General features: G+C 47.8%; 15 protein-coding genes. 1 reads left to right on the top strand and 14 read right to left on the bottom strand.

What is annotated here, in order from left to right:
- Window positions 1-63 precede the first annotated feature (63 nt).
- Window positions 64-1,152 carry a Gfo/Idh/MocA family protein gene (locus E1757_RS06380; RefSeq protein ID WP_133226010.1) on the top strand — a complete coding sequence of 363 codons (1,089 nt, stop codon included), beginning with the start codon at window positions 64-66 and terminating at the stop codon, window positions 1,150-1,152.
- 11 nt (window positions 1,153-1,163) lie between these two features.
- Here E1757_RS06380 and E1757_RS06375 read toward each other — a convergent pair whose 3' ends face one another.
- The 14 genes from E1757_RS06375 to E1757_RS06310 form a co-directional block, all read right to left on the bottom strand.
- The gene (locus E1757_RS06375; protein WP_133226009.1) at window positions 1,164-2,795 is read right to left on the bottom strand and encodes a response regulator; all 1,632 of its coding nucleotides are present in this window, start codon (window positions 2,793-2,795) and stop codon (window positions 1,164-1,166) included.
- Window positions 2,792-4,168 (bottom strand): cache domain-containing sensor histidine kinase, encoded by a 1,377-nt coding sequence (locus E1757_RS06370; RefSeq protein WP_133226008.1) that lies wholly within the window; start codon window positions 4,166-4,168, stop codon window positions 2,792-2,794. The genes E1757_RS06375 and E1757_RS06370 overlap by 4 nt, the downstream gene beginning before the upstream one ends.
- Before the next feature lie 585 nt (window positions 4,169-4,753).
- Complete coding sequence (locus tag E1757_RS06365; RefSeq protein ID WP_133226007.1) at window positions 4,754-6,046, bottom strand: ABC transporter substrate-binding protein; 1,293 nt, start codon at window positions 6,044-6,046, stop codon at window positions 4,754-4,756.
- Window positions 6,047-6,166: 120 nt separating this feature from the next.
- Complete coding sequence (locus E1757_RS06360; protein ID WP_133226006.1) at window positions 6,167-7,000, bottom strand: carbohydrate ABC transporter permease; 834 nt, start codon at window positions 6,998-7,000, stop codon at window positions 6,167-6,169.
- The gene (locus tag E1757_RS06355) at window positions 7,000-7,881 is read right to left on the bottom strand and encodes a carbohydrate ABC transporter permease (protein WP_133226005.1); all 882 of its coding nucleotides are present in this window, start codon (window positions 7,879-7,881) and stop codon (window positions 7,000-7,002) included. The genes E1757_RS06360 and E1757_RS06355 overlap by 1 nt, the downstream gene beginning before the upstream one ends.
- Before the next feature lie 69 nt (window positions 7,882-7,950).
- The gene (gene accC / locus E1757_RS06350) at window positions 7,951-9,291 is read right to left on the bottom strand and encodes an acetyl-CoA carboxylase biotin carboxylase subunit (RefSeq protein WP_133226004.1); all 1,341 of its coding nucleotides are present in this window, start codon (window positions 9,289-9,291) and stop codon (window positions 7,951-7,953) included.
- Window positions 9,292-9,303: 12 nt separating this feature from the next.
- Entirely contained in the window at window positions 9,304-9,810 is a 507-nt protein-coding gene (accB, locus tag E1757_RS06345) for an acetyl-CoA carboxylase biotin carboxyl carrier protein (RefSeq protein ID WP_133226003.1), read from the bottom strand.
- A gap of 22 nt (window positions 9,811-9,832) precedes the next feature.
- The gene (locus tag E1757_RS06340; protein WP_246079043.1) at window positions 9,833-10,759 is read right to left on the bottom strand and encodes a 5-oxoprolinase subunit C family protein; all 927 of its coding nucleotides are present in this window, start codon (window positions 10,757-10,759) and stop codon (window positions 9,833-9,835) included.
- A gap of 17 nt (window positions 10,760-10,776) precedes the next feature.
- The gene (pxpB, locus tag E1757_RS06335) at window positions 10,777-11,550 is read right to left on the bottom strand and encodes a 5-oxoprolinase subunit PxpB (protein ID WP_133226001.1); all 774 of its coding nucleotides are present in this window, start codon (window positions 11,548-11,550) and stop codon (window positions 10,777-10,779) included.
- Between the two features lie 208 nt (window positions 11,551-11,758).
- Complete coding sequence (locus E1757_RS06330) at window positions 11,759-12,907, bottom strand: Gfo/Idh/MocA family protein (protein ID WP_133226000.1); 1,149 nt, start codon at window positions 12,905-12,907, stop codon at window positions 11,759-11,761.
- 228 nt (window positions 12,908-13,135) lie between these two features.
- Window positions 13,136-14,287, bottom strand: coding sequence for an ROK family transcriptional regulator (locus tag E1757_RS06325; RefSeq protein ID WP_165971979.1), 1,152 nt, complete (start codon window positions 14,285-14,287; stop codon window positions 13,136-13,138).
- A gap of 177 nt (window positions 14,288-14,464) precedes the next feature.
- Complete coding sequence (locus E1757_RS06320) at window positions 14,465-15,358, bottom strand: class I SAM-dependent methyltransferase (RefSeq protein ID WP_133225998.1); 894 nt, start codon at window positions 15,356-15,358, stop codon at window positions 14,465-14,467.
- Window positions 15,359-15,389: 31 nt separating this feature from the next.
- A complete protein-coding gene (locus E1757_RS06315) occupies window positions 15,390-16,292 on the bottom strand; it encodes an NAD(P)/FAD-dependent oxidoreductase (protein WP_133225997.1) in 903 nt (300 codons plus the stop codon).
- A gap of 91 nt (window positions 16,293-16,383) precedes the next feature.
- The gene (locus E1757_RS06310; protein ID WP_133225996.1) at window positions 16,384-16,782 is read right to left on the bottom strand and encodes an RrF2 family transcriptional regulator; all 399 of its coding nucleotides are present in this window, start codon (window positions 16,780-16,782) and stop codon (window positions 16,384-16,386) included.
- Window positions 16,783-16,863: the final 81 nt, after the last annotated feature.

Genomic DNA, 16,863 nt, shown 5'->3' with positions numbered 1-16,863 from the left:
GCAAAGCGGGACAAGCCCGTATAGCGGCCAAGCAATACAATTCGATTAAAGGAGATTATAATCATGGCTGAGAAAGTTAGAGTCGGAATTATCGGTACCGGAGGCATAGGCATGTCCAAGCACCTGCCCAGCTTGTCCAAGCTGCCGCAGGTAGAAATCACGGCCTTCTGCGATCTCGTGGAAGAAAAAGCGCGGCAAGCGGCGCAAACATTCGGAGCTGCCAATTCGGGCGTATATACCGATTACCGGAAGCTGCTGGAGGACCGCTCCATCGATGTTGTCCATGTCTGCACACCCAACAGCTCCCATGCGGAAATTACCGTCGCGGCGCTGGAGGCCGGCAAGCATGTGATGTGTGAAAAGCCGATGGCTATCTCTTCGGCCGATGCCCGCCTGATGCTGCAAGCTTCGAAACGGACCGGCAAAAAGCTGAGCATCGGTTATCAGAACCGCTTCCGTCCGGATTCCCTCGTCTTAAAAAGCTTGTGCGAGCAAGGCGAGTTCGGCGACATTTATTTGGGCAAAGCGTTCGCATTGCGCCGTCGCGGCGTTCCTACGTGGGGAGTGTTCCTGGATAAAGAACTGCAAGGCGGGGGCCCGTTGATTGATATCGGAACCCATGCATTGGACTTGACCTTATGGATGATGGACAACTACAAGCCGGTGAGCGTAACAGGCTCGGTTCTCCATAAACTGGGAAACACGAAAAATGCCGCTAACACTTGGGGACCGTGGGACCCGGATAAATTCAAGGTAGAGGACTCCGCTTTTGGCTTCATTAAAATGGAGAACGGCGCGGTCATTACGCTTGAAGCCAGTTGGGCGCTGAACAGCCTGGAAATCCGCGAAGCCAAAACATTGCTTTGCGGTACGCTTGGCGGGGCCGATATGGAGGAAGGATTGCGGATTAACGGTGAAAGACTTAGCCGGTTATACGAAACGAAAATCAAGTTTGACGGCGATGCCGTTGTATTTTACAGCGGAAAGAAAGACGAGACCCCTGCTGACATGGAAGCGCGTTTGTGGATCGAATGCATCCAGAATGACACCGAACCTGTCGTAAAGGCGGAACAAGCCCTGGTTGTCAGTGAAATTCTGGAAGCCGTCTATCAATCCGCTGAAACAGGAAAAACGGTTTATTTAAATCAATAGATCCATAAAATTTAACCGGGTTCGTTTCTTAATACCCTATAATCTTTCGGGGATCGGCCTTCCAGCTTTTTAAACACTCTGCTGAAATATTTTTCATCCTGATTCCCTACCTTGGAGGCCACCTCGGATATTCTCATTTGCGGATTCAGCAACAAGACCTTAGATTTTTCGATTCTCACCCGGTTCAGGAAATCAATCACATTTTCATGCAGCTCTTGCTTAAATTTGCGGGATATATATTCACGATTCAAATGGAATTTATCGGAAATATGTCCAAGTGTAATGTTTTCCGCATAGTTGAGCTGAATATATTTGGCAATCTCATTCATACTATGGCTATACTGGACTCTCTGGCTTACAAGTACGCGCATCAACTCGTTGAGATGATGCGTGAGCTTTTGCCGGAACAGGCTCAAGGAAAAATGCCCTTCGTCATCAACCGGAATAACAAACCGGGTATGCGCAGAGGACAGTTCCATTCCGGCCCCAGGCTCATGGACGTGCTCTTTAATCTCTTCAATCCATCGGGCTTGCAAAACCGTAAATTCGTCAAGCCATAAATCAAGCTGATCCGTAGTGATGGTCTCCATCCTATCCAAAAGGTTAAACCACTCTTGAAGCGCTGCCTCTATTTGCCCGATTCTTCCGCTTATCATCGCTAGGCTTACATGCTGTTCAAACTCGCTGAAACGAAGCGTGCCGATGATCATCGATGATACGGGACGGTACACTTGAATCCGGTTTACACGATCCAATAGATTGCGCTGGCGAAGCGCCTTTTGAGCTTGCTTGTACGCTTCCTTCAGGCTATGAGGGAACGGCATTTCAATACCGATACCGATATCGAACCGCGCTTTAAGCGCGGCCTCAATCCCGCGGTTGATTTCAGCCATCATGGCTTCGGCCTCCTCCAGCCTGTCCCATAGCAGCAAGCCGATTTCATATTTGCTGTTCAGATTGCGGAAGGCGATCCCGCAGTCCGCAGCCTGCACAATTTCATTGCAAATGTTGATTAGCGAGAAAACGAGCAGTCCCCGGTCCGAGACGAACTTTTCCCGAAGGCTTCGTTCCATATATTCGAATCGAAGCAGGGCGACACGGCATGATTTCACTTGCTGCAGCCCGGGAAACTCTTTGATTAGCAGCGCCAATTCGCTGGAATATCCTACAGGCTCGATGATTGAATTGGAAATCAGCTTGTCGCGGTAGATGGTTTTCAATTGGTTGAATTCCATAGTTTGCGATTGTACGTGCATGCGGTTTTGATCCGCTTCCGTCCAGCTGTCGATTGCTTTCTTGATCGCATCCTGAAGCTGCTTTTGGACAATCGGCTTGAGCAAATAATCGGTGCCCCCGTACTTCATAGTTTGCCGGACAAACTCGAAATCATTATGCCCGCTGATCACGATTTTTTTACAGTCCGGGTAGCAGGCATTCAGCCATTCCATCAGCTCGACACCGCTCTTAAGCGGCATCATGATGTCGGTTATGACAAGCTGCGGCCGCTCTTCCTCGATGAGGCGAACCGCTTCCAAGCCATTGCCGGCCTCGAGCACGGCTTCAATATTCAAAGCTTGCCAATCGACCAGCATACGGACGGAATTACGAACATGCTTTTCATCGTCAACAATTAGTACTTTCATGCTTGCACCTCCTCTTGCGCAAATTGCAGCGGAATGCTCAATGTTACTTTAAGTCCGTAAGGCTCGAGATTTTCCAGCTCGATCCCCGCCTGTTCTCCATAATATAAGCGCAGCCTCTGCATGATATTCGGCAATCCGATGTTTTTGCCGTAGCTGTCCCCGTGCTGCTCCTCTTGGGACAAGCTTTGACGGATCGCTTGAATCCGCTCCTCCGCGATACCGGGACCGTTGTCTGCCACACTAATGTAGAGCTTGCCTTCCTCCAACAGCGTAGTCACCTTGAGACATCCGGTTCGCTCCGCCCCGCTGTCAAAACCGTGTTTGAAAAAATTTTCAACGATCGGCTGAACGATCATTTTAGGTATCAGAATAGCATCCGCTTCCTCCAACAGATCAAATTGTATATGCAAATGGTCCTCAAAGCGGATTTGCTGAAGCTCGCAATAATGCTTTACATAATCGATTTCCTTGGAAAGCGGAACGACCGTTTCCTTCGTATTCATGCTGTAATGCATCATCTGACCTAAGGAAGAGACAAGCGAATATACTTTGGGCGCATTGCTTTCGAGTGCTTGATTGCCGATAGACTGCAGCGTATTATTCAAAAAATGGGGATTTACTTGCGCCTGCAGCATCTCTAATTGAATCGTTTTGTTAGCCAGCTTGAGCTTGTATTCTCTCAAAATCAAGCCGTTGATCGTATCCATCATCGTCTGAAACCGTTTGGCCAAAACGCCTATTTCATCCGAACGGTCGATAGCAATCGGCTTTTCCAGCTGCCCGGCCTGAATTTTGCTGATGTGCATAATGAATTGCTTCAGAGGCTTCGTCAGCTGCAAGGAAACCGTCAATACTGCAATCATGGCTATGGACAGAAACAGCACGGCTACGAGCGAATTAATCAGGGTCAGTCTGTGCGGATACTCATACAAATGAACAAAAGGAATGCGTTTCACCATCGTCCAATTCAAATAAGGCGTTTCCATTTTGGTATAAACCATAATACCTGAAAACTCCGCTTTATCCCATTCCATATAACCGGACCGATCCGGCTTATTGACAATCTGATTCATCCAGGTTTCGTTCGATGCCTGACTTTCCCCGGCTTCATTGGCCGCATAGACAACAGCTCCGGAGCTGTCCAAAATATACAGATCTTCATTGGCCTTATCATACAATTGTGACGTCAGCTTCCGGAGCGAATCCAGCTTAACGTCGATTGACAGCAGACCGAGCTGCTCATGGGTAGGCACCCGGAATAAAGGGCGGTGAATGGTGAATACCTTCTCGGGATAAATAAACAGGGAAGGGTTAGCGATTTTGTAATCATGACTCATGTGGGTCGATTCGGTATAAACAGTATAAGGAGCCACTTGTCCCTCCAGCGGAGGCTTGTAATTGATAGCTCCCCGCCGGAAATTGTTTTGATACAACACATAAGAGCTGTTAGTTTCGTTAATGCTTAAATATACCTGATAAATATCGCTCGCTGAACGGGAGAGAATTTGCATAACCGCAAAAATATACGATTCACTTTGGTTATCGGCTAAGCCTTTTGATAATATGCCTTGCAATTCGGCATTGGAATAGATCGCCAGCGACGCATTTTTAACCGTGTCCAAATAATTAATAATATTCGACTTGCCCTCTGAAATAAGACGGGTGTTTTCTTCAATGGATCGGTCTTTTAGGGAACGCTTCGTATAAATGTCGGTAATGAGATTGGATACGGCGATCGGAAGATGGTTGAAATCAGGAGCAGCGTTATCAATTTGTAACGAATACTATGTTTGAACATATGCATCCTCTCTCCTGTTCTTCCGGCAAGTTAAAGTCATTATATTATAGTAGTCTGCTCCCGCGAATTCAACCGCATCCGGTTTAAACCGCCTAAGCGCAGGCTCAGGCGGTTTGCCGGATCAGCTATTTACTTTTGTACAACAGTACGTTTCAATCCGTTATTTCTTCAGCTTGCTCCATCCGTCCTGAAGCTCCTTGTACAATTGCTCACGGTTAATTTTTCCGCCTACATACTTTTGCAGGATCGTTCCGAATTCTTGAACCCCGCCGTCGGGAAACTTGTTGAAATGCCATCCCAATACTTGTTCTTTGGCCAAATACTTGTTAATCCCCTCTCCCAACGGTCCGATTGCAGCGGCATCAGGCTTTACGGTCTTAAAGGCCGGTATAAACTGGAATTCCTTAGCAATGTATCGTTGACCGGTTTCCGAGGTAACAAGCCAATTCAAAAATTCCTTCGCTTCCGTTTTCACTTTGGAGTTTTTGTTTACGACCCAGTTAAGAGGAACGTCCACATACAGCTTATCATTTCTCGCAGCGTCGTCGTTAATCGGCATCGGCATGATACCTACATTTATTTTCGGATCCACTTTCGTTATTAAAGGATAGGTCCAGTTGCCGCTCTGCATCATGGCTGCCTGTCCGCTGCCAAAGGTGGCTATGAGGCTGTTATAATCGGTAGTCAGCTGATTTTTGTTGCCGTATTTAACCATGACATCCAACAGATCGATGCCTTCCTTAATAATAGCATTTCCTTCGAATTTCGCCGTGCCGTCATTTAATCCTTTAATAAAATCATTCGGATTCGGCTGCTGCGCAAACGGAACATTAAGCAGCTGTCTGCCTAGAGTAGTTTGCAATTGGAACATATTCACAAACGGAGTAATACCGGCTGCCTGCAGCTTCTTGGCGGTTTCCTCCAGCTCGGTAAGTGTTGCCGGAATTTTGGTGATGTTTGCTTTTGCAAACAGATCTTTATTATAAACAAATCCGTACCCTTCCAGATTCGCCGGCATGCCGTATAATTTTCCGTCGCTGGTCATCGGTATTTTGGCAAAATCATAAGCGTCCTTCACCCAGGGCTGATCCGACAAATCCTCCAGATGGTCTTTCCATACGTTAAGCTGCTGATAGCCTCCGTTTGTAAAAATATCCGGCATATCGGCTGCAGCGAATTTGGTTTTCAAAGCCGTGTCATAGTCGGAACCGATCACCGTTTCAAGCTGAAGTTTCACTCCCGGATGCGATTTCTCATACTCCTCTTTCAGTTTGTTTAGCTGCTCGGAAATTTCCACTTTGTAGTTAAAAATTTTCAAGGTCACTTCTTTTGCTTTACCCTGGTTGTTATTGCCGGCTCCATTGGCGGAAGGCTTCCCCTCACTAGCCGCACATCCTGCAAAAAGCGAAGCTGACAGGGCAATGGCGCTTCCGGTTAAAAGCACACGTTTCATTTCTAAGACCCCTTTCGTTTATGTCATTATTCCTTACATATCAATTATAATTCAAGCCTGTCCGTTCTGAACACTCATAGGTTTGACCCTGAAGGTGGATGAAATTGCTTTCATGTCCAATTAGCCTTTTACGGAGCCGGCCATAATACCCGCAATGATTTGACGCTGAAGAAGGAGGAAGAAGGCGAGCAGCGGAATGACGCTCATCGTAAGAGCTGCCAAAGCAAGATCCCACTGGTTTGTATACTCCGCAAATAAAGAGTTTATCGCGACCTGGATCGTACGGAGCTCCTGTTTTTGCAGAATGATCAGGGAAAGCAGGAAATCGTTCCAAATCCATAAAGTATTTAAAAGAATGACGGTCACGGTCATCGGCTTAAGCAGCGGGAATATAATCCGCCAAAAAATCCCGTATGGAGTACATCCGTCCATCGTAGCGGATTCTTCTATTTCCAAAGGAACCGATTTCACATATCCTTGAAACAAGAAGATCGATAACGACACTCCTAACCCCAAATAACACACCACCGCACCCGGTATACTATTTAATAAATGAGTCCATGCTGCTACTTTGACCAGCGGGATCATAATCGCTTGAAACGGAATAACCATTGCTGCAATAAACATGGAGAAGAGGAGCTTGTTGATTCGGCTCGGCTTGCGTATCAATCGGTAAGCTGTCATAGAAGCGATAACAACCAATCCTATGTTCGCCAAAATGACAATCGATACCGTGTTCTTGAACCGTAAGCCGAATTGAAGCACATCCCAGGCGCGGGTATAATTAACCCATTTGATAGCGTTAGGCAGACTGGCCGCATTCAGAAGAAGCTCTCCGTACGTCTTGAAGGAGTTGACCAGCACAAAATAAAAGGGGGAAAGAAAACCTAATGCCAACACGATCAATACGGCTTCAATGATCCATAAACGCGGCGCATATCGGTTCAGATTCATTACATATCCACCTCCTTGCGGCGTGTGATAGATACTTGGATTGCCGTAATAACGGAAACCGTAAGGAAAAAGATGAGCGCTTTTGCCGTACCCAAGCCGTAACGGTTTTTAACGAAAGCCTCCGAATAAATATTCATGGCCACCGACTCCGTCGAGTTAAACGGTCCGCCTTTAGTAAGGGACAAGTTCAAATCAAACATTTTAAAGGCCCAGGCAATTGTCAGAAAGAGGCATACCGTAACGACCGGCATGATCATAGGAATGGTGATGCTGCGCAGCACCTGCCAGCCGGTGGCCCCGTCGATACTGGCCGCTTCCAGCATATCCTGGGGGACATTCGCCAGTCCGGCAATATAGATGACCATCAGATAACCCGCTTGATGCCATATAAAAACGATAACCAACCCCCAGAAGGCAGTTGCTTCCGTCCCCAGCCATTGCAGGTTAAAGAAGCCGATATTCGTTAGTTTGCCGAGCGAAGTAAATCCTTGAACGAATATAAACTGCCATATAAAGCCGAGTAAAATCCCGCCCAAAACATTGGGAACAAAAAACACCGTTCTCAGCACATTCCGCGATTTTATAGGCTTTGACAACCAATAAGCGATAGCAAATCCCAATATATTCGTTAAAATAATAACAACAACGGTAAAGCGGGCAGTAAACCAAAAGGAATTGACGAAATTGGGGTCATCCGTCAATATGGACCGGAAATTATTGAAGCCTACCCAAGTAACTTTACCGGAAACACCGTTCCAATCCGTAAACGAATAATAGACGGTGAGCACAAAAGGCAATGCAATGATCAGCAGGTATACCAAGACAGCCGGGCCTAGAAACACGGTCTGCTGCATCCAATTCGATGTCAAAAGCTTTCGCAAATAAATCCCCTCCATCCTGCAATAGTAGTATATCCAGTCATTCAGCTTTCGCATTTAAACCGACCGGTATTATAGTGTCTGTTCTTCAAGAAATCCCGTATTGAATTTCCCCTCTGCAAACGCTTTGTTCTGCAACAACTTTAGATGAAACGGAAGCGTCGTCTTGATGCCTTCGATTCTAGTTTCACGCAAAGAACGTATCATCCGGCTAATCGCTTCTTCGCGGGTTCTCCCCCAAACAATAATCTTGGCCACCATAGAATCATAATAAGGCGGGATTTCATAGCCGGTATATACCGCGCTGTCAACCCGGACACCGGGCCCGCCGGGAGCATGATAGCTTTGGATTGTGCCCGGTGAAGGCGCAAAGCCGCGGTCGGGATCCTCGGCATTAATCCGGCATTCGATCGCCCAGCCGTTTATATGAACATCGCTTTGGGTGAACGGCAAGCTGATACCTGCAGCAACATATATTTGCTCCTTGATCAAATCGATTCCGGTAATCAGCTCCGTGACCGGATGCTCAACTTGAATTCTTGTATTCATTTCCATAAAATAAAACCGGTTATCATCGTCCAATAAGAACTCTACCGTGCCGACTCCGCAATAGTTCACTGATTTTCCGGCTTGGACGGCCGCTTCTCCCATTGCTTCTCTCAGCTTTGGAGTCATGCATGCGGAAGGAGCCTCCTCCAGCAGCTTCTGATGTCTGCGCTGTATGGAACAATCCCTTTCGCCCATATGAACCACGTTACCGAATGAATCCGCAATAATCTGAATTTCAATATGCCGGGGGTTTCGGATATATTTCTCGACGTAAATTCCCGGATTATTGAATGAAGCTTCCGCTTCTTTCCGGGCTTGGGAGAATGCTTTTTGCAGCTCGTCCGCGTTACCCGCAACTCTCATTCCTTTACCGCCGCCGCCGGCTGTCGCTTTAATAATGACGGGAAACCCAATGTGTGCAGCTATTGCGACCGCCTCATCCGGATTGTCCAACAAGCCGTCCGAGCCGGGAACTACCGGTACACCGGCTGCTTGCATTGTTATTTTGGCCTGTGCTTTATCCCCCATCTTGCGGATGGCATCGGAGCCGGGCCCGATAAAAGTAATTCCACAGGTTTGGCAAGCATCGGCAAACTGTGCATTTTCGGCCAGAAATCCGTATCCCGGGTGAATCGCATCCGCTTGCACGGCACATGCTATAGTCAATATTCGGGCAACGTTTAAATAGCTTTGCTTGGAAGCGGCGGGTCCAATACAGTAAGCTTCGTCAGCCATTGCTGCGTGTAAGGCGTGTTTATCGGCTTCCGAATAGACAGCTACGGTCGCAAGCCCCAGTTCCCGGCAGGCTCTAATAATCCGAACGGCTATTTCTCCTCTGTTGGCAATCAGTACCTTCTTGAACATAGAAATTCTCCCTTAATTTGGTCTGACGATAAATAACGGCTGCCCGAATTGTATCAACTGCCCGTTCTCAACTAAAATTTGTACGATTTCACCGTCCGTGTCTGCTTGAAGCTCGTTAAACATTTTCATGGCTTCTATAACACCCACCACAGAATCCTTCGTGATGCGGTCTCCTACTTGCACGAACGGAGGAGCGTCGGGCTCCGAAGAAGCATAAAATATGCCGACCATGGACGAAACGATTTCTTTTAAAGAAACGTTTCCCTTTTCCCCTTGCTCAGCCGCCGCTTTTTCACTGTAAGCCGGTTGGGTATCCGGGATTCGGGCTGTATCGGTATCGGCTTGCGCAAGCTGTGCAGCTTGAGAGGCTTCCGCGGAGCTGCTCTCATCGGGCTGCTGTCCGCTCCTGTTCTCCTTCTTGAACGAAAGCTTGACATCCCCGTATTCCAGAGAAAAATCATAAATCGGGGATTTTAAAACCATTTGAACAATATCTTTGATCTCGTCAATATGACTCAAACTTAACACTCCTTATGTCGTCCTACAAATTGTTGATCTTTAATAATGACAGCCTTTGTTCTTGCTGCTTCCAAAGCCGATGAGCCTGATCGATCCCGATTTGTTCGAACCGGACCGTGTCTCCCGGTTTTTTCTGCGCAAGGTACGGGAGATCTGTACTAATGACCACACCTATTTTGGTATAACCCCCTGTCATTTGGCAGTCGGCCATAAGAACGATCGGTTGTCCGTCTCCCGGAATTTGTATAGATCCGACGGTTATATAATCTGAAATAATATCCGGTCCGTTAATGTGCGCAAGAACGTTGCCTTCCAATCTGTAACCCATCCGGTCGGATTGATTAGATATGGTATAACCGGAGGAGGTGAAGGCTTGAATGGTATCCTCCGTAAAAGCATCCGCTTGGGGGCCTAAAATAAATCTTACGGGGCGTTCTTCCCGAAAATCGGGTTTAAAATCCGGCGGCAAGCTCCTTCCGGTCAAACAGCCAGGATCGCTATGCCTTGAAATTCCGGCTGATATAACGTCTCCCGCCTTCAAAGCTCTTCCGTGAAATCCGCCATAACTGCCTCTTATGAAGGTGGACCGGCTTCCCATAACAAGCGGTACATCGATCCCTCCCGCTGCAGCAATATAAGCGCGGCAGCCGCCATCTTGGGCTTGCTTGAAATTAAGAATGTCGCCCTTGGCTACCCGGAACGTTCTCCATACGGAAACCTTCTTGCCGTTGAGTTCGGGACATAAATCCCCGCCCGCTATAGCTATAATCCCGTCGCGGACAAACTTTAGCTCGGGTCCTGTTAACGTTACTTCAAGCGCTGCATCGTCTTCTTTATTTCCGGCTAACATATTGGCCAAGCGTAACGACAAGGCGTCCATAGCACCGCCCGCTGAAATACCGTAAACCTGATAATCGGCCCGGCCCAAATCTTGCACAGTGGTCAACATACCAGGACGTATTACTTCTAACAATTCCATTTAGCATTCCACTCGCTTTGCTTATATTCGTTCCAGCCGCCTGCTTCTTCCGGACTGACCGGTTCAAATTTAATGCGGTCGCCTGCTTGAAATATACTTGGCGGGTCTAATAGAGGATTAAATGATTTCATTGGCGTCCTGCCAATCAGATGCCATCCGCTTGGAGCGGAAAGAGGAAAAATAATAGTTTGCCGGTTTGCAATTAAGACGGAACCTTCGGCTACTTGAAGCCGCGGCTGCAAGCGGCGCTTCAGGGCAAGCCGGCTGTCCAGATCTCCGCAATAAGGACAGCTTCCGATAAGTCCCAGCATATAAATCATGTAAGTCTGAGCGGAATGAAGCTGGGTTACTTTTTCTTCAGTCAGACGGGTTGCCCCGGCAACGAACTCCAGATCCGGACCGTATTCACCGCCGTACACAATCGGAATGCGAATGGTTTTACCTGAATCAGATGCAGACGTGTCCGCAAAATCTGCCGCTTCCAAAATTGTCTGCAATTGTTGGATGATCCCGTTATAGCTCCAAAGAATAGGATTATAGCGGACAGCCAGACTGCAAAACGTAGGGATGACCTGCTTGATTCCCGGAATTCGGGCATTGGCAATATGGTTGGCAACAGCTATCACCCGGCGGCTAGTGGCGGGCGTTATTTGTTTTTCAAATTGAACAATAACCGCTTGATCCCCGAAAGGTAGAAATTCAATAGGCATATCCGCAAGCAATGCCTTTGGTTCCAGGCTATTGAGTTTTGTTATATCCAAGCTGTCAACACCTCTCTCCTGGCGGGTACTCAACTCTCCATAGAGCCATTATATGGGGTCTGTAACGATAATCCCACACAGAGAATTGAGTTGATTGGTGGACAATTTTGCTGGAAACGGGAAAAGGGCCGTATTAAGCGGGTATGCAAATACGAAAAACCGTCCAGCGAAAATAACCGGACGGCCCTAATAAGAGTATAGATTATGGTTAAACGGAATCGACTTTTTCCCAAGTTCCCGATTTTACGCTTCTAATCACGGCATCATTGATTACCATGATTTGATAGCCTTCTTTAAATGAGGCGACCGAATTCGAAGGCGCTTCCTTATTTAAGATCGCAGCGTAGAAATGGTGCATTGTATTTTTCAGGCTATCCGTCCAGCCCTCCTCATGACCGCTAGGATAGTGTAAGAACGGGAGCGCTTCCTTCTTAACCTGGTTCGGATCCCTTAATACCGTCTCACCCGGCTTGTCCCGGTACCCCGTTAAAATCCGGAACGGTTCCTCCTGCTTCCAGCTGCCGGAGGCAAACGAGCCGTCCAGGCTTATTTCAAGCGCGTTTTTTTTGCCGGCCGACACTTGGGAAACGGTGAACACCCCGCGTGCGCCGTTATTAAACTTCACAAGTACGGAACAGTAGTCTTCTGTCGTAATGTCAACAAGCTGCGGCATGCTGTCCGATTGCGACTGGAACGACTCATTTTGCCCCTTGGTCATGTACCGCTTTGGAATCACGATGGAGGTGTCGGCCAAAACCTCCGTAATCGTTAACCCGGTTACATATTGGACAAGATCAAACAGGTGGGAGCCGATATCGCTTATAGCCCGTGTTGGTCCTCCGAATTTGGGATCCATCCGCCAGTTGTAGTCGGTTTCATACAGGAGCCAATCCTGCAAGTAGCTGCCTCTTACAATGTTGATTTCCCCGAGGTCCTTGTCTTTGACCATGCTTTTTAAATGCTGAACCATTGGAAATTGCCTGTAGTTAAAATTGACGCCTGTGATGAGCTTGGTTTGACCGGCCAGATGATAAAGCTCTTTAGCTTCTTCACTGAATAGCGTCAACGGTTTCTCTGAGAGCAGGTGCTTCCCGTGCAGAAGAGCTTGTTTATTAATTTCAAAATGAAGATGATTGGGTGTGCAGTTGTGAACGGCTTCGATCTCAGTATCCTGCAGTAATTGTTCGTAACTTCCATAAGCTTTGGGAATGTTTAAAGCTTTGGCGTATTGCTCAGCTTTCTCTTGACTGTTTTGCCCGATAGCTACAATATCGACATAACCTACTCTGCGGATCGCTTCAATATGAGCTTTCCCGATAAAACCTGCTCCGAGAACAGCCGTTTTAATCCTTCGCATAATCATCCTCTCCTCGTTCCCACTATAATAAATAAACTTTTAGCAGTCAATGTCAAAAGTTTAATTTTATAAATATAAAGTTCCGCAGACAAGGAAATTCGGCTTTGCCGTCCTTAGGGACGAACGCGTTATCAAGGTTGTGCGAAGCAAGGTATGAATCTTATACTTTCTCCAAACAAAAAAATACCTGTTCGCAATAAGCTTCTCAGGTACCTTTTACCGTTCTATTTAATTGAGAAAATGGTTACCATCGTCGTCCGTCGCCTGGAGAATGAGCTGGTCTATGGTCATAAAAGCTCCGCCGGTCAGTCCGGCAGTATCACCTAAAACAGATTTGTTAATCTGTAAATTGCGGGTAGCTAACGGCAAAGATCTCTGGTAGACGCTTTGTCTTATCGCCGCCAGAAACAGATCTCCAAAGCCGGAAACTTTGCCTCCCAGCACGACAAGAGAAGGATTGGAGAAATTGACGACAGAAGCGAGGACCTGCCCGATCACGGTGCCGCTTTCGCGAACCAATTCCACGGCCATCGGGTCCAGCTTGAGAAGCCCGGCCCCTATATCGTCAAGCGTTAGCTCCCCGTGGTCCTGAAGCCGCGTTAACAAAAAGCCGCTTTTGCCGGCTAAAGCTAATTCTTTCCCTTTGGAAACAATCGCTTTGCCGCCCGCTACCGCTTCCAGGCAGCCTTTATTGCCGCACCAGCATATTTGGTCACGGCCGGTATCAAAATGTCCGATATCCCCGGCGCTGCCGGTCGTTCCCCTGTATAATTTTCCGTCATAAACAATCCCCGAGCCAATGCCTGTACCGATTTTAACAAAAAGTAAATTTTCAGTAGTAAAATTTAATCCTTTGGTATACTCGCCGAGCGCCATGACGTTAACATCATTATCCACGTAACAAGGACAATCATAAAGCTTGGCCCAATACTCCCGGATCGGAAAACGGTCCCAGCCGGGCATAATGGGAGGGGCTATCGGGATACCGAGTGAAAAATCTACCGGCCCCGGTATCCCTATGCCGATTCCTTTGATAGAAGATTTGTTCAGCTTATACTGTTCCAGCAGCTGTTCGGCTAACCGGTTCGTAAACGATAGCACCTTCTCCGGTCCGTCGCTTATATGAATCGGAGATGTTTTCAAACATAAAATGTCACAATCAAAATTGGTGAATGCGACTTGAACGAACGAGCTGCCCATCACTATAGACAAAATCAGTCCGTAATCAGGATTGACCGAATATTGCTTCGGCTTTCTCCCGCCGCTGGACTCTCCGATATGTGATAGTTTTATCAGCTTCTCATGAATCAATCGTTCCACATGAACGGAAACGGCAGATAAAGAAACTCCGGCTTCATCCGCGATTTCAGCCTTGGACAACGGAATCTCCGCCCTCCTGATTATTTGAAGTACGTTGGCTGCCATGGGAAACAATTGAAGCTCACCGCTTTCTTCGATAATACATCCGGATGTGATACTATAATTATAATTATATATGAACTTTCATTTTAAAGTTTATAGCCGATGAATTCAAGTAGAAGACTCGCTTCTCGTTTATCAAGCCTGCTTACTGTACATATGGCGATCTCGAATTTGAATAAGCACTTTACCGAAGCGTCCCCCCTGTTGGAACACAACGTTATTGTCCGGATAAGTGCGATGCAAATATTCCGTGACGATACGACGGGTATGCTCATCCGCGGACAACTGCCGGTGGCGCAGCCCATTCATCGCTTCCTCGATTGCCGCATCGACGGTTAATTCGGTCGTTTTCATCTCACGGGTAATCAGCGAAGCAAAGGAATAGCCTTTGAGATAAAGGAGTTGGAGCAGATAGGCCATCTCTGAATGATCGTGATCGCTTTTCCGGTCGGTAATCAGGGGCATGATCTCATCCATCAGGCCGTGCTCATGTCCGCCTGCCGACAGGCTGATATAACAGAACCGGCTTGCGCAGCTTATCAGGTTCTCTACTCTCTGCCAATCCGTGACGGTTGGACACATGGAGGCAAAAACGAGATCGAAGGCGTTCCGCCATCCTGCCGATTCGAGATCGATCGCTTCAAACGTTTCGCGTACTAACCTGACGCTGCCGGATTCGAGCTTGCCCGCGTTTTCCTGGAGAAGTTCGGCCAGCGGAACGCACGGTTCCACAGCCGTAACATTTGCTCCGCGTTCGGCAAAAGGAATGGAGAAGCCGCCCGAGGCAGCCCCGACATCGAGAACGGAAGCACCCTCGAACGCTACACCCTGATTCTCCAGCCAGCCGATAATCCGCTCTTTTCTCCGAATGCCCTCCTCGCTGAACGCCTGCTCGTTAAAATCTTTAGCTTTATGGTCGAATGCGTGCGCAGGATCGAAGCCCGCTTTCTTCATCCGATTTCCAAACGTCGTCGAATCCGTCTTCCAGACGTTCTCCCAAAAGTGCGCATCGAATAAATCCTTTGTCATTACGGTTCATCCTCTCCTGTTCTGGTATGGTTCAGGCGAAATCCTCTTCCATCAATTCCGCGTTGATGCCGGCAGCCGCCATACTGCCGGCCGCCGCGGCCACGATCAGCTGCGATGGGGCGCCGGAAGCGGCTTCACCGGCCGCAAACAAGCCGGGCACCGTACTTTTCCCCATTTCATCGGTCCGGATCCCGTCCAATTCCGTCGTTTCATAACCGAGCCCTTCGCGAAAAACAGCCTGCGGCAGCCACTGCGGCGTCACGAACCCGCCCGTTCTATTAATCCGAGAGCCGTCTGTGAATTCGACCTGCCGAAGCTTCCCCTCGCTGCCGTGGAAAGCCGCTATCGTTTGTTCCGTTTCAATAATATTTCGAGAATCCAGCACCTGCTTTTGTTTATCCGTCAGAACACTGCGACCATTTGTGCAGATCACGAGATCACGGCTCCAATTATAGAGCAGCTTGGCCATATGGAACACTTTTGGATTATCCGACAACACGATCAGCGGCTGATCCCGAAGCTCCCAACCGTCGCAATAGGGGCAATGGAACAGACTTTTGCCATACATTTCCGCAAGGCCGGGAATGGCAGGAAAAACTTCCTTAAGACCGGTGGCCATCAGCAGCTTGCGGGATTCGATCGTTTCACCGCTATCCGTGATGATTTGGAAACCGTCATGAAGCTTGCGGATATCTGTTACTTTCGCAGGACGGTGCTCTACCGTAGGATAATGCAGCACCTCGTTGTACGCGATGCGCCGGAACTCGGTCGGCGTAACGCCATCCCGTGTAAGAAACCCATGAGAGGCATGCGTAACTGCATTTCGGGGCTGATTATTATCGATTAGCGCCACACTTCTTCTCGCCCTGCCTAGCACCAATGCTGCATTTAGCCCTGCCGGACCTCCACCTATAATCGTACAATCGTAAATCATGGTCATTCTCCTTCCGCTGTGCGGTCATTTATTTTCATTAAGGACATAAAAGACTTTTTATATCTATAATTCAAGAAAAAAAGACGGATGATCAACCTCCTTTGAATTGCTCGGCCAGCTCGGATATTTTTTTATTCTCCAGATACTGCTCCATTTGCCGCTCTGCGTCGATCACAACCTGCTGAATGAGGCATTCGCTGCCATGATTCAGGCTGCATTCAAACAGCGAGGCGGTACCTTCAATCGCATGAATGATGTCCAGAAATGAAATATCTTGTTGGTTGCGTCTAAGCCGATACCCGCCATTTACACCAGAAACGGATTGGATTAATCCCGCTTTGACCAACTTAGTCAGCATTTTGGATAGGTAGGTTGGGGAAACGCCCAGTTTCTCGGCCAATAGCTGCACGCTTACTGGTTTATCCGGTGCTGCAGTTACCAGATAGAGCATAGCATGAAGCGCATAGTCGGTTGCTTGTGAGTATTTCATGGATCACCTCGATTAAAGACTTTATAAATCCATAATAGCTTTATTTTGTGTGTGTTGCAAGTATTTCTTTTCCTAAACGTA

This window comes from Paenibacillus piri (genome assembly GCF_004354045.1).
Classification (GTDB): domain Bacteria; phylum Bacillota; class Bacilli; order Paenibacillales; family NBRC-103111; genus Paenibacillus_S; species Paenibacillus_S piri.
The sequence above is the reverse complement of the archived record's forward strand: the minus strand, read 5'-3'. Positions and strand labels throughout refer to the sequence as shown.